The sequence below is a fragment of the Micromonospora tulbaghiae genome (assembly GCF_900091605.1).
GTDB classification, from domain to species: domain Bacteria; phylum Actinomycetota; class Actinomycetes; order Mycobacteriales; family Micromonosporaceae; genus Micromonospora; species Micromonospora tulbaghiae.
On sequence record NZ_FMCQ01000008.1, the window covers coordinates 41,923 to 59,478 of the forward strand.

Annotated in this window: 18 protein-coding genes; 10 read left to right on the top strand and 8 right to left on the bottom strand. The window is 72.0% G+C overall.

Translation table 11 applies throughout. From position 1 onward, the window contains the following. Window positions 1-17: 17 nt before the first annotated feature. The 3 genes from GA0070562_RS31005 to GA0070562_RS22015 form a co-directional block, all read right to left on the bottom strand. A complete protein-coding gene (locus tag GA0070562_RS31005; protein WP_310503780.1) occupies window positions 18-95 on the bottom strand; it encodes an Ms5788A family Cys-rich leader peptide in 78 nt (25 codons plus the stop codon). 191 nt (window positions 96-286) lie between these two features. Further along, entirely contained in the window at window positions 287-1,069 is a 783-nt protein-coding gene (locus GA0070562_RS22010; RefSeq protein ID WP_091425430.1) for an LmeA family phospholipid-binding protein, read from the bottom strand. A 79-nt stretch (window positions 1,070-1,148) separates the two neighbouring features. Continuing rightward, window positions 1,149-2,195 carry a hypothetical protein gene (locus GA0070562_RS22015; RefSeq protein ID WP_091425433.1) on the bottom strand — a complete coding sequence of 349 codons (1,047 nt, stop codon included), beginning with the start codon at window positions 2,193-2,195 and terminating at the stop codon, window positions 1,149-1,151. Between the two features lie 246 nt (window positions 2,196-2,441). On the opposite strand from GA0070562_RS22015, the gene GA0070562_RS22020 reads away from it, so the two are divergent. From GA0070562_RS22020 to pstB, 7 genes are all read left to right on the top strand, one after another. Continuing rightward, window positions 2,442-3,161: a winged helix-turn-helix transcriptional regulator gene (locus tag GA0070562_RS22020; protein ID WP_176722767.1), complete on the top strand. Its 720-nt coding sequence runs from the start codon at window positions 2,442-2,444 to the stop codon at window positions 3,159-3,161. A 151-nt stretch (window positions 3,162-3,312) separates the two neighbouring features. Beyond that, window positions 3,313-4,167 (top strand): polysaccharide deacetylase family protein, encoded by an 855-nt coding sequence (locus GA0070562_RS22025; protein ID WP_091426008.1) that lies wholly within the window; start codon window positions 3,313-3,315, stop codon window positions 4,165-4,167. Between the two features lie 67 nt (window positions 4,168-4,234). After that, the gene (mshD, locus tag GA0070562_RS22030) at window positions 4,235-5,170 is read left to right on the top strand and encodes a mycothiol synthase (RefSeq protein WP_091425435.1); all 936 of its coding nucleotides are present in this window, start codon (window positions 4,235-4,237) and stop codon (window positions 5,168-5,170) included. A gap of 233 nt (window positions 5,171-5,403) precedes the next feature. Beyond that, window positions 5,404-6,501, top strand: a complete 1,098-nt coding sequence (gene pstS, locus GA0070562_RS22035; protein WP_091425437.1) for a phosphate ABC transporter substrate-binding protein PstS — start codon at window positions 5,404-5,406, stop codon at window positions 6,499-6,501. Window positions 6,502-6,542: 41 nt separating this feature from the next. Continuing rightward, on the top strand, window positions 6,543-7,628 hold the full coding sequence (gene pstC, locus GA0070562_RS22040; RefSeq protein ID WP_091425439.1) for a phosphate ABC transporter permease subunit PstC: 1,086 nt from the start codon (window positions 6,543-6,545) through the stop codon (window positions 7,626-7,628). Then, complete coding sequence (gene pstA / locus GA0070562_RS22045; protein WP_091425441.1) at window positions 7,625-8,713, top strand: phosphate ABC transporter permease PstA; 1,089 nt, start codon at window positions 7,625-7,627, stop codon at window positions 8,711-8,713. The genes pstC and pstA overlap by 4 nt, the downstream gene beginning before the upstream one ends. A 20-nt stretch (window positions 8,714-8,733) precedes the next feature. After that, a complete protein-coding gene (pstB, locus tag GA0070562_RS22050; RefSeq protein WP_091426010.1) occupies window positions 8,734-9,510 on the top strand; it encodes a phosphate ABC transporter ATP-binding protein PstB in 777 nt (258 codons plus the stop codon). On the opposite strand, the gene GA0070562_RS22055 is transcribed toward pstB, so the two are convergent. Further along, window positions 9,491-10,696: an epoxide hydrolase family protein gene (locus tag GA0070562_RS22055; protein ID WP_091425444.1), complete on the bottom strand. Its 1,206-nt coding sequence runs from the start codon at window positions 10,694-10,696 to the stop codon at window positions 9,491-9,493. The two genes, pstB and GA0070562_RS22055, sit on opposite strands and share 20 nt — an antisense overlap. 63 nt (window positions 10,697-10,759) lie before the next feature. Between GA0070562_RS22055 and GA0070562_RS22060 the strand changes: the two genes are divergently transcribed. Then, entirely contained in the window at window positions 10,760-11,716 is a 957-nt protein-coding gene (locus GA0070562_RS22060; protein WP_091425447.1) for a helix-turn-helix transcriptional regulator, read from the top strand. A gap of 2 nt (window positions 11,717-11,718) precedes the next feature. Here the strand turns inward: GA0070562_RS22060 and GA0070562_RS22065 are convergent, their stop codons facing one another. Further along, complete coding sequence (locus GA0070562_RS22065; RefSeq protein ID WP_091425448.1) at window positions 11,719-12,546, bottom strand: NUDIX hydrolase; 828 nt, start codon at window positions 12,544-12,546, stop codon at window positions 11,719-11,721. 430 nt (window positions 12,547-12,976) lie between these two features. Between GA0070562_RS22065 and GA0070562_RS22070 the strand changes: the two genes are divergently transcribed. Both GA0070562_RS22070 and GA0070562_RS22075 read left to right on the top strand, forming a co-directional pair. Next, a complete protein-coding gene (locus tag GA0070562_RS22070) occupies window positions 12,977-13,564 on the top strand; it encodes a DinB family protein (protein ID WP_091425450.1) in 588 nt (195 codons plus the stop codon). Between the two features lie 61 nt (window positions 13,565-13,625). Continuing rightward, window positions 13,626-14,594, top strand: coding sequence for a Gfo/Idh/MocA family protein (locus tag GA0070562_RS22075; RefSeq protein WP_091425452.1), 969 nt, complete (start codon window positions 13,626-13,628; stop codon window positions 14,592-14,594). A gap of 48 nt (window positions 14,595-14,642) precedes the next feature. Here the strand turns inward: GA0070562_RS22075 and GA0070562_RS22080 are convergent, their stop codons facing one another. From GA0070562_RS22080 to GA0070562_RS22090, 3 genes are all read right to left on the bottom strand, one after another. Beyond that, the gene (locus GA0070562_RS22080; RefSeq protein ID WP_091425454.1) at window positions 14,643-15,647 is read right to left on the bottom strand and encodes an inorganic phosphate transporter; all 1,005 of its coding nucleotides are present in this window, start codon (window positions 15,645-15,647) and stop codon (window positions 14,643-14,645) included. A gap of 4 nt (window positions 15,648-15,651) precedes the next feature. Beyond that, window positions 15,652-16,278 carry a DUF47 domain-containing protein gene (locus tag GA0070562_RS22085; RefSeq protein ID WP_030504473.1) on the bottom strand — a complete coding sequence of 209 codons (627 nt, stop codon included), beginning with the start codon at window positions 16,276-16,278 and terminating at the stop codon, window positions 15,652-15,654. Window positions 16,279-16,427: 149 nt separating this feature from the next. Beyond that, the gene (locus tag GA0070562_RS22090; RefSeq protein WP_091425457.1) at window positions 16,428-17,378 is read right to left on the bottom strand and encodes a PPK2 family polyphosphate kinase; all 951 of its coding nucleotides are present in this window, start codon (window positions 17,376-17,378) and stop codon (window positions 16,428-16,430) included. Between the last annotated feature and the right edge of the window lie 178 nt (window positions 17,379-17,556).

Sequence of the window (17,556 nt, forward strand, 5' to 3'; positions counted from 1 at the left end):
CGGAGACAGCCCCGCCGTCAGATGACGGGGCGACACAGGCAGGTGGCCACGCGGCACAGGTCGACCGCGCGCCGTTTGGTGAGGTGGGTCCCCATGGGCAGGGAGATTACCAGCCGGGGCCACAGCTGCCACCAGGCCGACCAGCATCCGGGACGGCCGGCCCGCTCCCCGGGGCCGGCCGGTGCCGGCCTCAGCCGGCGGAGTTGACGGCAGGCCGGCTGTTCAGCCGGCGGAGTTGACGGCAGGCCGGCTGTTCAGCCGGCGGAGTTGACGGCAGGCCGGCTGTTCAGCCGGCGGAGTTGATCGGCACGTTCGCCGCGTCCGCCGTGACCACCAGGCCCTCCGGCTTCGGCTCCACCTTGCGCAGGTTGAGCTGGAACGGCAGCTCAGGCAGCGGCACGTCGATCGAGATGCCCTGCGCGTACCGGGTCAGCGCGGCCCGCGCCAGCGGCACGTTCGGCAGGCCGTCGGCGGTGAGGTCGTTGAAGCGCAGTGCCACCTTGTTGCCGGCCACCGTGACGTCGGCGGTGCCGTTGACGGTGAGCTTGATGCCGAGGACGTCCACCGGGGCGGTGACCGCCAGCTTGCCGTTGCGCTCGCCGAGCGTCAGCCCGGGCCGGTCCAGCAGCTTGGCCAGGCTCTCGTAGGTGACGGTGCCCCGCCCGTCCACGCTCTCGGCCACCACGTCGCCCCGCCCGGAGCGCAGCGTGTCCAGCGAGGCGGTCACGTTGCGCGCGTCCACGTCCAGCTTCGGCACCTCGACCGCGTCGCCCTGCACGTCGCCGCGCACGTCGGTGAGCTGGATCGAGATGCGCTCGTAGCGGCCGTCGAGCACCTGGGTGAGGAACGGGAAGCCACCCACCTCGACCTGCGGCGCGGCGGACTGCGCGTCCTGCTTGGCGATCTCCTGCCGGACCTGGTCGGCGATGGCGCGCTCGGCCACGCCGGCGGCGACCCGGTCGGCGACGACGAGCAGACCGGCCAGCACCAGCAGCAGGACGATGAAGCCGATCAGCACCTTCCGGCCCCGTCGCCGGGGTCGGCCCTCCGCCGGATACGCCTCTGCCACGCCGCCTCCCGTCCTCGCCCCCGTCACCGCGCCTCGCGGCGCAACCGTACTTACCCGAGGCGAATCTTCCCCAACCGCCTCAGAGGAACAGCACGCACATGGCGTACGCGGCGGGCGCGGCCAGCGCGAACCCGCCCAGCGGTCCCTGCATGTGCCGGGCCACCCACATCGTCGGCGGTTCACCGGCCATCAGCCGGCCCGCCTCGGCGTACCCGACCGCGAGGTCGGCCAGGACGGCGGTGGCCGCGCTGACCACCCCGACCAGGGCGGCGCTGGTCGGGGTGAAACCGACCAGGTAGCTGCCGAGGACGGCGCTGGTGAGCGTGCCGAGCATGGCGCCGACGACCACGCCCGCCGCGCCGCGCGGCACCTGCGGGGCGAGCCGGGGCCACGGCGCGACCGCGTCGGTGAGCCGGGCGACGAGCAACGCCACCCCGGCGGCGGTGAGGCAGACCGTGATCGCCTGGGTGCCCTTGGGGATCCGGCTGAGCACGATGAGCGTGGCGAAGGCGACCACACCCATCACGATGAGCAGGGTGCCGCCGAGCGAGTCGGTCACCCGGACCCGGTCCACCCGCCGTACGAGCTGCCCCAGCACGGCGAGCAGGAGCCCGGCCGCGGCGGCGTAGCCGAGCGGGCCCAGGCCGGCGATGTCCGACCGCACGGCGGCGACGTCGGCGATTGCCGCCGTCGCGGCGCTGACGAGCGCGACGACGAGCAGCGCGGGCGGCCGCATGGCCATCGTCCAGGCCAGCACGAACAGCAGTTGGACGCCGAAGATGATCGCGGCGAACGGCAGCCGGTGCCCCGGGCCCGAGGTCTGCGCGCCGAGCACCAGGCCGACGCCGAGCAGCGCGGCGAAGCCGGCGACGGTGAGCGCCAGAGGGCGGCGTACCGGGACCGGCGGCACCTCCTCCTCGGGCTCCTCGTCGGACTCGTCGTCGGGACGCCGGCCGGGACCGCCCTTGCGCAGCCGGCGCGGGCCCTTGCGTTCCGGCCGGTCGCCCTCCTCGGCGGGGCCGGTACGCGGGGCGGGCGGGTAGCCACGGGCGGGGCCGGACGGCCCGGCGGACGGATCGTCGGCCCACGGTTCACGACCGGTGTCGCGCGAGGTGGAGGGAAACACGCTCCGATCGTGCCAGACCCGGGCGGTTCGGCGGAGGTCCCGGTTTCGGCGACGTTAAAACCTGCGCCGCGATCGAGGGCAGAAAGGGCAAACGGTAAATCGCGCGAAGGTGACGGCCGGTCCATCGGTTACGCTCAGGCCGTTACCCGCCCGTCGACGACGCCGGGACCCACGCAAGTTCACAGTGCCGCCCCCCACCTGGGCGTGTCACTGGTCGCGCGCGGCCGGAAGGCCGCCGGGACGGAGGTGATCGTGGAGCTCCTGCTGCTCGTGACCGCGCGGGCCGGTGAGCCGTCGGCGGTGCTGCCGGCACTCGACCTGCTGCCACACTCGGTTCGCACCGCACCCCGCGACGTCCGCACACTGGTCTCCGGCCCGACCCCGGACGCCGTCCTGGTGGACGCCCGCTCCGAGTTGAGCGAGGCGCGTGCCACGTGCCGGATGCTGCACGCCACCGGGCTCGGCGTACCGCTCGTCGCGGTCGTCACCGAGGCCGGGCTGATCGCGCTGAACGCGGACTGGGGCGTCGACGACGTGATCCTGGCCGGCGCCGGGCCGGCCGAGGTGGAGGCTCGCCTGCGGCTCGCTGTGGGCCGGCTCAGCAACGCCACCGCGGGCGCCGGCGGCTCGATCCGGGCCGGCGAGCTGAACATCGACCCGGACACGTACGCCGCGAAGCTGAAGGGCCGGCCGCTCGACCTCACGTACAAGGAGTTCGAGCTGTTGAAGTTCCTGGCCCAGCACCCGGGGCGGGTGTTCACCCGGGACCAGCTTCTGCGCGAGGTCTGGGGCTACGACTACTTCGGCGGCACCCGGACGGTGGACGTACACGTGCGGCGGCTACGCGCCAAGCTCGGCTCGGAGTACGAGTCGATGATCGGCACCGTCCGCCAGGTGGGCTACAAGTTCGTCGTCCCGCCGTCGCGCTCGCTGCCGGAGTCGGAGCCCGCCCCGCTGCCGGTCTGACCGCCCACGCCCCACCTCGCTAGAGGGCACTTTTCTCGTATGCCCTTTTTGCCCGATCAGTCAGCCATATCCTGGCTGCCGGAATTGTCGGGCTTAAGGGGGCGACGGTGCGCGCGGTTACCACGGGGGCGACGAACGGCCGGTGCCGCTGATGCGGGGCTCGACGCTGCGCGCCGCCGGGCTCGTGACCGTCGTGCTGGCCGGCCTGCTCGGTTCGGCGTTCGCGCTGGGCCGCAGCCTGGTGCCCGACCCGCATCCGTCGGCCGCCGGCGTCGCCACCACGCTCAACGGGCCGCGGTACGGCGAGCAGCCACCCGGCACCGACTTCCCCGGCGGTACGGCCAGCGCCCGGCCGAGCCCCGACGCCGCGCCGGACGCCGCCCCGGTCGAGCCCGACGGCGACGGCCCGTACGGCAGCCTGGTCGTCACCGGTTCGTCCCGGGTCGCGCTGACCTTCGACGACGGCCCCGACCCCCGCTGGACGCCGCAGGTGCTCGCGCTGCTGGCGCAGTACGGCGTGAAGGCGACGTTCTGCGTGGTCGGCGAGAACGCCGAGGCCCATCCGGACCTGATCCGCTCGATCGTGGCCGAGGGGCACACCCTGTGCAACCACTCCTGGGAGCACGACGTCGACCTGGGCAAGCGGTCCCCGGCGACGATCCGGGCCGACATCCTGCGCACGAACGACGCGATCCTGGCCGCCGCGCCGGGCGCGCGGATCGCGTACTTCCGTCAGCCGGGCGGAGCCTGGACGCGCCCGGTGGTGTCGGCTTGCGCCGACCTGGGCCTGACCCCGCTGCACTGGAGCGTGGACCCGTCGGACTGGAGGGCGCCGGGCGCGCTCACCATCGAGACGAGGATCCGCACGCAGATGGGGCCGGGGGCGATCGTGCTCATGCACGATGCGGGCGGGGACCGTTCCGGCACCGTCGCGGCGTTGCAGGAACTCCTGCCCGAGTTGCTGGGCCGGTTCGAGTTGGAGCCGCTGCCCGTCGGCACCCCGTGACGAGCGCCACCGATCGCCCGTCCCGTCCGGCGCGAACCGTGGCCGCACGGCCGCTACCGTGACTCAGATGAGCACCGAGCCGACGAGTGGTCCCACAACCGACCGGATCGCCCGGGCGGACCGGCTGACGCCGGACGAGGTCGCCGAGGTGCTGGCGACGGCCCGCGCCGCCGGTGACGCCGACGGCGCCGACCCGCTCGACGAACACGTGCTGCTGCGGCTGCGCGACCCCGAGGCGCCCGCCGTGCACCTCACCGCCCGGACCACCGACGGCACCCTGACCGGGTACGCGCACCTCGACACCACCGCCCCGGCCGAGGGCGTCGGCGTGGAGATGGTCGTGCACCCGGCGTACCGGCGGCGGGGTTCCGGCCGCGCGCTGGCCCGTGGTGTGGTGGCCGCCGCGCCCGGACCGCTGCGCGCGTGGGCGCACGGCGACCACCCGTCAGCCGCCGCGCTGGCCGTCGACCTGGGCTTCTCCCGGGCCCGGGTGCTCTGGCAGATGCGCCGTCCACTCACCGCCGAGCTGCCGGCGCCGGTCGTACCGGACGGCGTGACGCTGCGCGCGTTCCGTCCCGGCGAGGACGACGAGGCCTGGCTGGCGGTGAACAACGCGGCCTTCGCCCAGCATCCCGAGCAGGGCAGGTGGACGCTCGACGACCTGCGCGTACGCATCGCCGAGCCGTGGTTCGACCCGGCCGGGTTCCTGCTCGCCGTCGACCCCGCCACCGGGCGGCTGCTCGGCTTCCACTGGACCAAGGTGCACGAGCGGCCGGGCTCGGCCCGGATCGGCGAGGTCTACGTGCTCGGCGTCGACCCGTCCGCCCACCGGGGCGGGCTCGGCCGGGTGCTCACCGCCGCCGGCCTGACCCACCTGCGCGACGAGCGCGGGCTGGACCGGGTGATGCTGTACGTGGACGAGAGCAACACCGCCGCGGTCGCGCTCTACGAGCGGCTGGGCTTCGCGCGCTGGTCCGCGCACGTCAACTACCAGCTCGGCTGAGCGCGCGACTGCCCGGGAAAATCGTCACAAAGGCGATGCCGGGCCGCTAGTTCACGAAATGGACAACCCTTCCTCAGCGTACGGCCACCTCGTCGGCTGAACGTGTTCACCGCGCGTTCACTTGCGTCCGGCGAACCGTCCACCTGGCCCTCCTACCTTTCGTGTCAGCCGGTCAGCGCCGGCGCCCGGCACTCCGGGCGACCTGACCAAAGACGTGAAGGGAAACCCCTGAAGTGAAGCTCCAGCGGCACGGCGCCATCGCCTGTCTCGCTCTTACCGCGGTTCTCGGTCTCAGCGCCTGCGGCTCGGACAACAACGAGCCGGCCGGCGCCTCCGGCTCCACCGCAGCGGCGGACTGCGCGACGGGCACGCTGAACGCGCAGGGCTCCTCCGCCCAGAAGAACGCCATGGCCGAGTGGATCAAGGCGTACCAGCAGAAGTGCGCCGGTACCACGATCAACTACGAGCCCAGCGGTTCGGGCGCCGGCATCCAGGCGTTCATCGCCGGCACCGCCGACTTCGCCGGCTCGGACTCCGCCCTCAAGCCGGAGGAGCAGCCGCAGGCCGACGCCAAGTGCGTCGGCGGCCAGGCGCTCAACCTGCCCATGGTCATCGGCCCGGTCGCTGTCGTCTACAACGTCAACGGCGCGAACGACCTCCAGTTCAGCCCGGCCACCCTGGCGAAGATCTTCGCCGGCAAGGTGACCAAGTGGGACGACCCGGCGATCAAGGCCGACAACCCGGACGCCAAGCTGCCGTCGACCGCCATCCAGGCCGTGCACCGCTCCGACGAGTCGGGCACCACCGACAACTTCACCAAGTACCTCTCCAAGACCGCCGAGGCGGACTGGACGCTCGGCAACTCCAAGGCGTGGAAGGCCCCGGGCGGCGTCGGCGCGGCCAAGTCCGACGGTGTGGCCAGCAAGGTCAAGAGCACCGACGGCACCATCAGCTACGTCGAGTGGTCGTACGCCGAGAACTCCGACCTGAAGACGGCGAAGATCCGCAACGGCAACGGCGAGTTCGTCGAGCTGACCGGCGACTCGGCCGGCAAGACCATCGCCGGCGCCAAGTTCGAGGGTCAGGGCAACGACCTGAAGATGTCGATCGACTACAACACCAAGGAGGCCGGGGCGTACCCGATCGTCCTGGCGACCTACGAGATCGTCTGCAGCAAGGGCCTCGCCGCCGACAAGCTGCCGCTGGTCAAGGGCCTGCTCGGCCACGCCGCCAGCGCCGAGGGGCAGAAGGAGCTCGTCGAGCTGGGCTACGCGCCGCTGCCCGAGACCGTCCGCACCAAGGTCGAGGCCGCGGTCAAGAGCCTCTCCTGACGCTCCGACCGACACCTCCTCAACACGAAGCGAGCGAGCAGATGGGTGACACCCCTCAGCGCTCGGCCCACGCCGGCACCGGCGGGAACCCCGTGGCCACGAGCCACGAGCGACCCGCCGGTGCCTCGGCGCGTGTGGCCGAGCGCCCCGGCAACCCGGGCCGCCCCGACGGTGGCCTCGGCGGCGGCGGTGCCCTCCCCCGGGCCCGCGCCTTCGGCGCGGAACGGGCGTTCCGCGGCCTGACCCTGGCCGCCGGCACCACGGTCCTGGTGGTCATCGCGGCCATCGCGATCTTCCTGGTCGCCAAGGCCGTCCCGGCGCTGCGGGCCAACAACGAGTCGTTCTGGACGTTCGAAGGCTGGTTCCCGAACGACGACCCGCCGCAGTTCGGCATCGGCGCGCTCGCCTTCGGCACCGTCCTGAGCTCGCTGCTGGCGCTGCTCATGGCGGTGCCGGTCGCGCTGGGCATCGCCCTCTACCTGTCGCACTACGCGCCCCGGCGGCTCGGCAACACCCTGGGCTTCCTGATCGACCTGCTCGCAGCCGTGCCGAGCGTGGTCTTCGGCCTCTGGGGCCGCGACTACTTCGCCCAGCCGGTGGCCGACCTGTCCGCCTGGCTGAACAGGCACTTCGGCTGGATCCCGATCTTCGGCGACGGCCCGTACGGCAACTCCATCCTGCTCGGCTCGCTGGTGCTCGCCATCATGGTGCTGCCGATCGTCACGTCGCTGTCCCGCGAGGTGTTCCGGCAGACCCCGACCGCGAACGAGGAGGCCGCGCTCGCGCTCGGCGCCACCCGCTGGGAGATGATCCGCACCGCGGTCCTGCCGTACGGGCGGCCTGGAGTCATCGCCGCGGTGATGCTCGGCCTGGGCCGGGCACTGGGCGAGACCATCGCGCTGGCGCTCACGCTCGGCTCCACGTACGCCATCTCGTTCAACATCCTGGCCAGCGGCGGCAACTCGATCGCCGCCAACATCGCCAACCGGTTCGCCGAGGCGAACGACACCGGCCGGGGCGCACTCATCGCCTCCGGCCTGGTGCTGTTCGCGATCACGCTGATCGTCAACATCACCGCGCGGGCGATCATCTACCGGCGGCGCGAGTTCACGGAGTCGGCCGCATGACCACCACCCTCACCCCCCGCCGCCCGCGCCCGCCGGCCCAGCCGGCCACGCTGCGGGCGAGGCGACTTCCCGCGTACGCCGCACCGGTCATCGCCGTCGCGGCGCTGCTGCTCGCGGCGGCCCTGGTGTACGGCGCCGGCATCGGCGGCCCGGTCCTGGTAGTAGTGGTCGGCGCGCTGCTCTACCTGGCCGGTCTCTTCGTCGCGGCGAACGCGGTGGAGGGCCGCCGGTCGGCCCGCAACCGGACCTGGAGCGCGCTGATCCACTCCGCGTTCGTGCTCGCCGTGCTGCCGCTGGCCTCGGTGGTCTGGACACTCGTCAGCAAGGGCTCCGAGCGGCTGGACGCGAACTTCTTCGGCACCTCGATGAACAACATCGGGGCGCGGGACGCCAACGGCGGCGCGTACCACGCGATCGTCGGCACGTTGCAGCAGGTGGGCATCGCCACGCTGATCACGGTGCCGCTCGGGGTGCTCTGCGCGATCTACATCGTCGAGTACGGCCGGGGCCGGTTCGCGTTCACCATCCGCTTCTTCGTGGACGTCATGACCGGCATCCCGTCGATCGTCACCGGCCTGTTCGTGCTGGCGTTCTGGGTGCTGATCGTCTCGCCGTGGTTCAACGACGGCCGGCCGGGCTTCTCCGGATTCGCCGCCGCGCTGGCGCTGAGCGTGCTGATGCTGCCCACTGTGGTCCGATCCACCGAGGAGATGCTCCGCCTGGTGCCCGCGCCGCTGCGCGAGGGCGCGTACGCCCTGGGCGTACCGAAGTGGAAGACGATCCTGCGGGTCGTGCTGCCGACCGCGCTGCCCGGCATCGTCACCGGCATCATGCTCGCCGTCGCGCGGGCCGCCGGCGAGACGGCGCCGGTGCTGCTCGTCGCCGGCGGCGGCGCGGCGATCAACTTCAACCCGTTCGAGAACAACCAGTCGTCGCTGGCCCTCTTCGTCTACCAGCAGGCCGGTGAGGCGTCGAAGTACTCGCCGGCACGGGCGTGGACAGCGGCGCTGACCCTCGTCGCCCTCGTCCTCGTCCTCACCGTCGCGGCGAAGTTGCTGGCCCGTCGTAACCGGCTCGGCCGATGAACCCCGGAGGTACCACCACCATGGCCAAGCGCATCGAAGCCACGAACGTGACCGCCTACTACGGCGGGTTCAAGGCGATCGAGAACATCAACCTGACCGTCGAGCCGAAGACCGTCACCGCCCTGATCGGGCCGTCCGGCTGCGGCAAGTCCACGTTCCTGCGGTCGATCAACCGGATGCACGAGGTGCTGCCGGGCGCCCGGGTCGAGGGCAGCCTCACCATCGACGACCAGGACGTCTACGACCGCGACGTGGACGTCACGGCGGTCCGCCGGATGATCGGCATGGTCTTCCAGCGGCCGAACCCGTTCCCCACCATGAGCATCTTCGAGAACGTGGTGGCGGGCCTGCGGCTCAACGGCGTACGGCGCAAGTCGATCCTGGAGGAGGCGGCCGAGCGGGCGCTCCGCTCGGCGAACCTGTGGGACGAGGTGAAGGACCGCCTCGGCAAGCCCGGCGCGGGCCTGTCCGGCGGTCAGCAGCAGCGGCTCTGCATCGCCCGTACCATCGCCGTCGAGCCGCAGGTGGTGCTGATGGACGAGCCCTGCTCGGCGCTGGACCCGATCTCGACGCTGGCCATCGAGGACCTGATGTTCCAGCTCAAGGACAAGTTCACCATCATCATCGTCACGCACAACATGCAGCAGGCCGCCCGGGTGTCGGACCGGACCGCCTTCTTCTCCATCGAGAAGACCGGCGATCCGGGCCGCCTGATCGAGTACGACAACACCCAGAAGATCTTCAGCAACCCGGCCCAGAAGAAGACCGAGGACTACATCACCGGTCGCTTCGGCTGAGCGGTGCGGCGAAGAACTGCCGCAGGTCGGCCACGAGCAGGTCGGGTACCTGGTGGGCCGCGAAGTGCCCGCCCCGGTCGTACGTGCGCCAGGAGACGATGTTCTTGTGGTCGCGCTCGGCGAGCGTACGGATCGACTGGAAGTCCCAGGCGAAGTTGGCGAGACCGAGCGGCACCGTTGTCGGCTCCGGCATGTCCGTTCCCCGTCCGTTCACCTTCTGCGTCGGGTGCACCACCTCTGCGTCCTCGTAGTAGTAGCGGGCCGCTGAGGCGGCCGTGTTCGTCAGCCAGTAGACGGTCGTGTGGGTGAGCACGTGGTCGACGTCGATCTGATCCCCCATCAGCTGGCCCAGCCAGCCGAGCAGGCCGACCGGCGAGTCGGCCAGCGCGTGCGCCACGTTCTGCGGCGCGGTCGAGTGCAGCTTGTCGTAGCCGCCCTGCCGCTGCACGAAGAACTCGGCGAACGCCACCTTGCCGCGCTCCTCCTCGGTGAGCGCGGCCAGCTCGGCCGGATCGCCGGACGGCAGGGAGAAGATCTGCGTGACGTGCACACCGAGCACGTGCTCCGGGTCGGCCCGGCCCACCTCGGGCGACACGAACGCGCCGAGGTCGTTGCCGGCCGCGCCGTACCGGTCGTAGCCGAGGCGGCGCATCAGCTCGGCCCAGGCCCGGGCGACCCGGTAGCGGTTCCAGCCGCGCTCCCGGGTCGGCCCGGAGAAGCCGAACCCCGGCACCGACGGGATGACCAGGTGAAAGGCGTCGGCCGGGTCGCCACCGTGCGCCCGCGGATCGGTCAGCGGACCGATCACGTCCAGCCACTCGGCAACGGTGCCCGGCCAGCCGTGGGTGAGGATCAGCGGGGTGGCACCGGGCTCGGGCGAGCGGACGTGCAGGAAGTGGATCCGCTGCCCGTCGATCTCGGTGGTGAACTGTGGGTACGCGTTCAGCCGCGCCTCCCACTCCCGCCAGTCGTAGGTGGTGCGCCAGCGCTCGGCCAGGCGCCGTACCCAGCTCAGCGGAACGCCGTACTCCCAGCCGGGCGCGACGGGGCCGGCGGGGGCGGCCGGGTCGGGGTCGGGAGGTAGTTCCTCGGCCCAGCGGGTCCGTGCGAGCCGGTCGGCGAGGTCGTCCAGGTCGGCCTGCGGGACGTCGATGCGGAACGGGACGATCGCTGTGTTGTCTGCCATGCCCAGGAGCGTAGGAGGCAATTAGGAACATCCCGTTCCTAATGAACTGGCAGGATTCGAGAAATGTTGGAGACCTCCGCACGGCTGCTGCGCCTGCTGTCGCTGTTGCAGACCCCGCGTGACTGGACTGGCGCCGAACTGGCCGAGCGCCTCGCGGTGAGCACCCGGACCGTGCGCAACGACGTGGAGCGGCTACGCGAGCTGGGCTATCCCGTACACGGCACGCGGGGCGCGGTCGGCGGGTACCGGCTGGGCGCCGGTGCGGCCCTGCCCCCGCTGCTCCTCGACGACGAGGAGGCGGTGGCGGTGGCGGTCGGGCTGCGCACGGCCGCGGGCGGCAGCGTCGCCGGCATCGAGGAGACATCCCTGCGTGCGCTGGCCAAGCTGGAGCAGGTGCTCCCCCACCGTCTGCGCCGGCGCGTCGCCGCCCTGCACACCCACACCATCCGGGTGCCGCACGACCAGCCCGGCCCGACCGTGGACGCCGGGACCCTCAGCCTGATCGGGGCCGCCTGCCGGGACCGGGAGCGGCTGCGGTTCGACTACGTCCGGCACGACGGGACCGCCGATCGACGGGACGTCGAGCCGTACCGGCTGGTGAACTGGGGCAGGCGCTGGTACCTCGTGGCCTTCGACCCGGCGCGGGACGACTGGCGCACGTTCAGGGTGGACCGGCTCACCCCGCGTACCCCGACCGGCCCCCGGTTCGCGGCGCGCGAGTTGCCCGGGGACGTGGTGGACCGGGTCCGGCAGGGTGTCTCCTCGGCGGCCTGGCGGCACCGGGCGCGCGTCCGCGTGCACGCCCCCGCCGAGGCGGTGGCCGACCGGATCAATCCGGCCGTCGGCACTGTCGAGCCGGCCGGCGACAGCGCCTGTCTCCTGCACACCGGCGCCGACCGGCTGGAGAACATCGCGGTCTGGCTCGGCCTGCTCGACCTCGACTTCACCGTCGAGGAACCGCCCGAACTGGCCGATCTCCTACGCACCCTCGCGGCCCGCTACCTTCGCGCCGCCGGCTGACGTCAGGACAGACGGAAGCGGGGGGCCTCGACGTCGGAGAGGTCGAGGTGCGGCATGACGGGGACGCCGGGGTCGCGCTTCACCGCCGCGCCGGCCACACCGCCCAGGTCGCCGGCGGCGGCCACCTCGGCCAGCGTGACCATTGTGGGCGGCAGCATCGTCAGCTCGCCGGCCTCCGCCCGGGCCAGGGCGTCCGCCGGGCGCAGCCACAGCGTGTGGTCGGCCTCCCCGGAGACGTCCCGGGTCCGCTGCCCCTCGGGCAGCAGGGCGACGAAGAAGTACGTGTCGAAGCGGCGCGGCTCGAACTCCGGGGTGATCCACCGGCTCCACGGCAGCAGCAGGTCGGATCGCAGCGTCAGACCCCGACCGGCCAGCAGGTCCGCAAAGCCGACCCGCCGTCCCTCCAGATCCTGCCGGGCCGCCTCCCAGTCGTCGCCGCTCACGTCGCCGACGACCGTGTCGGGGTCCGGGCCGGCGAGCAGCACGCCCGCCTCCTCGAAGACCTCGCGGGCGGCGGCGCACACCACCGCCTGCGCAGCGGCCGGGTCGAGCCGGAGCCGCTCCCCCCACTCCGCCGGGCCCGGGCCGGCCCAGCCGAGGTGCGCCTCCGAGTCGGAGCGGTCCACCCCGCCGCCCGGGAAGGCGTACATGCCGCCGAAGGTCATGGCCGCGACCCGGCGGATCATGTAGACCTCGAACCCGTCGCCGGCCGGGCGGAGCAACAGCACCGTGGCGGCGACCCGGGGCACGGCCGGTACGGCGCCCTCGGCCCGGAATCGGCGGGCGTGCTCCACCAGGGCGGGGGGTGCGGCGAAGCCGTCGATCGTCATGCGCCGAGCCTAGTTCCCGCCTGGCAGTCCGGTCGGCGACGGTTCCCGTCGACTCACGGGACACACGTGCTCCGAGCGCGGGCCGCCCGGCCACGGTGCGTAGTTCTCCCCGTCCGCCCAAAGGCATACCTCCGTGCCCTTTGCTCTGCAGCCGAATCCGCAATGGCAACCGTCCGTGTGCGGTGCGCATGAGGCTGCAGAGCAAAGGGGACGAGAGGGCATCGGCCCAGCCGAGCGGGCTCGGGCTTATGTCCGTAAGAGCGCCTTTGGGCGCCCGGTCCTGGCGAAGAGAGGAGCAATCGCCGTCACGCTGCGCTATCTTCACGCTCCGTATTCGATCGACGTCACATGGCCCTTCGGGGCGCAGCGTCGGAAGCCGCAGGAAGCGCGGGACTGCGTCCGTCGGTCGCGCCTGGCAGGGTCGTGACCCGTGATCGACGACTTCGCGAAGGAATACCTGCACAACGACCTGCGCCAGATCCGCGAGGCGATGCTGTGGAAGCTCGACGGGCTGTCCGAATACGACGTACGCCGTCCTCTGACCGCGTCCGGCACCAACCTGCTCGGCCTGGTCAAGCACCTGTCGTTCGGGGAGGCCCGGTACTTCGGCGAGGTGTTCGGCAGGCCGTTCCCGGAACCGCTGCCCCGGTGGGACGACCCGGATCCGGACGGCATCGACATGTGGGCGAGTGAGCACGAGACCCGCGAGGAGGTGATCGGCCGCTACCGGCGGGCGGCCGAGCACGCGGACGCGACGATCGAGGCCCTCGCCATCGACGCGCCCGGCCACGTGCCGTGGTGGCCCCGTCCGGACGTCAAGTTGTTCAACGTCCTGGTCCACGTGCTGACCGAGACCGGCCGGCACGCGGGGCACGCCGACATCCTGCGCGAGCAGCTCGACGGCTCGACCGGGACCTGGGCCGAGTACGCATACCTGGAACCCGACCAGCCGACGCTGACGGCGCGGCGGGCGATGATCGAGCGGGCCGCCCGCGCCGCCGCCGACGCCCGCGGCTGAGCCGTCCCGACCGGTGGATCACCCTGCCGGCCCCGGAGCGGTACGGGATAGCGTGCCGGGCATGACGCGTTGGGGAATCCTGGCCACCGGAAACATCGCCGCCCGCTTCGCCGAGGATCTGCGGCTGGTGCCGGGCGCCGAACTGGTGGCGGTCGGCTCGCGTACCCGGGAGAGCGCCGAGCTGTTCGCGCGCCGGCACGACGTGCCGCGGGCGTACGCCTCGTGGGCGGAACTGGCCGCGGACCCGGACCTGGACGCGATCTACGTGGCCACCCCGCACGCCGCCCACCACGAGGCGGCGCTCGCGTGCCTGGCCGGCGGCAAGGCCGTGCTGGTGGAGAAGCCCTGCACGCTGGACCTGCCGACCACCACCGAGCTGGTGGAGACGGCCCGCGACCGGGGTCTGTTCCTCATGGAGGCCATGTGGATGCGGACCAACCCGCTGATCCTGCGGGTGCTGGAGCTGATCCGGGACGGCGCGATCGGTGAGGTGACGCACGTACGGGCGGACTTCGGCGTGGCCGGCCCGTTCCCGCCGGAGCACCGGATGCGGGCCCGCACGCTCGGTGGCGGCGCGCTGCTCGACCTCGGCGTCTACCCGCTGAGCCTGGCCCACCTGGTGCTCGGCGTGCCGCAGCACGTGCAGGCGTGGGCCAAGCTGACCCCGGAGGCGGTGGACGAGAACACCGGCATGGCGCTCGGCTGGGACTCCGGCGCGGTGGCGACGCTCAGCTGCGGCATGGTCGGCGCGACAGCGATCACCGCTTCGATCACCGGTACGACCGGCCGGATCGACCTGCCCGAGCTGTTCTTCCGGCCCGCGCACGTGGTGCTGCACCGGGCCGGCGCCGAACCGGAAACGATCCCGGCGGACCTGACCGGCGGCGGTTACCAGTACGAGGCGATCGAGGTGCAGCGCTGCCTGGCGGCCGGGCTGACCGAGAGCCCGCTGGTGCCGCACGCCGCGACGCTCGAGGTGATGGGCCTGATCGACGACATCAAGGCCCGGATCGGCGTCTCCTACGCGTGAGGGGTTCCCCGCCACGGCGGGGAACCCCTCGACGTCACCGCGCGGAGATCAGAACAGGGGCCGGACCAGCAGGTACGCGAGGCAGGCGATCGCGGCGGCGGCCGGGAACGTGATGATCCAGGCGATCACGATGTTGCCCGCCACGTTCCAGCGCACCGCGGAGAGCCGTTTCGTGGATCCCACACCCATGATCGCCGAGGTGATCGTGTGCGTGGTGGAGATCGGCGCCTTCAGCACCAGCGCGTTGAAGTAGAGCACCGCGCTGGCCACGGTCTCGGCCGCGAAGCCCTCCGCGGGGCCGAGGTCGATGATCTTCCGCCCGAGCGTACGGATGATCCGCCAGCCGCCCGCGTACGTGCCGGCCGCCAGCATCGCGGCGGAGGTCCAGAAGACCCAGCCCGGGATGTGCGTCTTGCTCTCCTGGAAACCGCCGGTGTAGAGCGCGAGCACGATGATGCCCATGGTCTTCGCGGCGTCCTGCATGCCGTGACCGACCGACATGGCGGCGGCGGACGCGGTCTGCGCCCACCGGAAGCCACGGCTGAGCTTGCCCGGCTGGCCCTTCCGGAACAGCCACATGATCGCCAGCATCACCAGGAAGCCGAGGATCAGGCCGACCACCGGCGAGAGCACCATCGGGACGAGGACCTTCTCGATGATGGTGCCCCACTGGACGATGCCGTCGGCGGCGAACAGGGTCGCGCCGACCAGGCCACCGAAGAGGGCGTGCGAGGACGAGGACGGCAGGCCGAAGTACCAGGTGATCAGGTTCCAGATGATCGCGCCGAGCACGCCGGCGAAGACCACGCCGAGGCTCTCCACCCCGGTCGGCAACGTCACCAGCCCGTCGCCGACCGTCTTGGCCACCCCGGCGCCGAAGTGCGCGCCGACGAAGTTGCCGACGGCGGCCAGCGCGAGCGCGATCCGGGGGGTCAGCGCCCGGGTCGAGATGCTGGTGGCGATCGCGTTGGCCGCGTCATGGAAGCCGTTCGTGTAGTCGAACGCCATGGCGACCGCGATCACCGCCAGCACGGCGATGAGTTCGGGTGTCACTGGATCAGGACTCCTTGACCGCGATGGTCTCGACGGTGTTGGCCACGTGCTCGAAGGCGTCGCAGGCGGCCTCCAGCTCGTCGGCCACCTCCTTCATCTTCAGCACCGTGAGCGCGTCGTACTCACCGGAGAAGAGGCGGACCAGCAGCATCCGGTACGCCTGGTCGCCGTCGTTCTCGAGCCGGTTGCACTCGATCCAGTAGTCCTCGAGGTCCTTCATCGACTTCAGCCGGGGCATCGCCTCGGCGGTGAGCTTGGCCTGCAGGTCCAGCACGTTAACCAGCTCGTGCAGCTCGCGCGGAAGCGACGGGAGCTTGGTCAGGCCGTACAGGTAGAGCAGGTTGCCGACCGCCTCCAGGTGGTCCATCACGTCGTCGAGCAGCGAGCCGAGCCGGTAGATGTCCTCCCGGTCGAACGGCGTGATGAAGGTGGAGTTGATCTTCTTGTACAGCTCGTGCGTGATCTGGTCGCTGTCGTGCTCGATGTCGGTCAGCCGCTCGCTGATCGACTGCACGTCGGCACCGGGCAGGCCCAGCTCGTTGAGCAGGTCGGTCCCCTTCACCAGGTTCTGCGCGGCCCTGGTGAAGAGCTCGTAGAAAGCGCCCTCGGTGGGACGGAAGGAAAACTTCACAGCACGGACCTCGTCGTGTCGGTGGAAGGGTGGCCGTCGCCCCCCGGGCGTCTGCTCTGCGCATGCTAGGGACCGCGCCGAACCTACTTTCGATCGGCCCACCCCTGGTCAGGCCCGATTCACCGCTCGTTCACCTTCCGTTCACCTGATCACTCACGGCGCTGGCTCCGTAACCGGTCACGCTCCCGTTCGACGTCGAAATCGGCAGGCGGATACCCCAGATCCAACCCGTCGAACGTCTCCCGCAGCAGGTGGGCGACCGCCCAGTCCCGGTACCACTTGCGGTCCGCCGGCACCACGAACCAGGGCGCGGCGTCCGTGCCGCAACGCTCGAAGGCCTCGGCGTACGCGGCCTGATAGTCGTCCCAACGTGCCCGGGTGTCCAGATCGCTCGGGTTGTACTTCCAGAACTTCGCCGGGTCGGTGAGCCGCTCCATCAGCCGCTCGCCCTGCTCGGCGTACGAGATGTGCAGCATGACCTTCACCACTGTGACCGCCTGCTCGGTCAGTTCCCGCTCGAAGTCGTTGATGATCGCGTACCGGGACCGCCAGGTCGCCTCATCGACCAGCCCTTCGACGCGAGCGATGAGCACGTCCTCGTAGTGCGAGCGGTTGAACACGCCGACGTACCCGGGTGGCGGCAGCGCCCGGCGCACCCGCCACAGGAAGTCGTGCCGCAACTCCTCCTCGGTGGGCGGCCCGAACGAGCGGATGTGCAGCCCGAGCGGGTTCATCGCGCCCGCCACCCGCTTGACCGTGCCGTCCTTGCCGCCGCAGTCCATCGCCTGGAGCACCAGCAGCACCCGGCGCGGCCGGTCGCCGTCCAGTCCGGCGTCCGCCTGCGCCGGCGCGCTGGTGGCGCTGCCCGGCCCGGCGGCGCCCTGCGCCGAGGCGTACAGCATCTCCTGCTGCCGCCCCAGTCCCGCGCCGATCAGCTCGACCTGGGCCCGCGCCCACTCCTTGCGCGCGGGCCCGCGCCCGGCCGCCGCCGGCAGCCCTGGCGTCGACCGGGGGTCGATCGCCTCCAGGTCCACCGGCCCCGGCGCCACCCGGAGCAACTCCCGCATCGGCCCGCCCTCGGGCCCCACCACCTCACTCATCCCCCGATCCTCACCCCCGGAGCCCTTCCCCGCTCGCCCCACTCCGCCGATCTTGCGGTTGCGGTCCCCGGCACGCCCGGAAAGCACCGTTTGCCGGGGCGGCAACTGCAAGATCAGCGAGGGCCGCCGGGGGCGGGGCGGGGCGGGCGGGGCGGTGGGGCGGGGGCGGGGGCGGGAG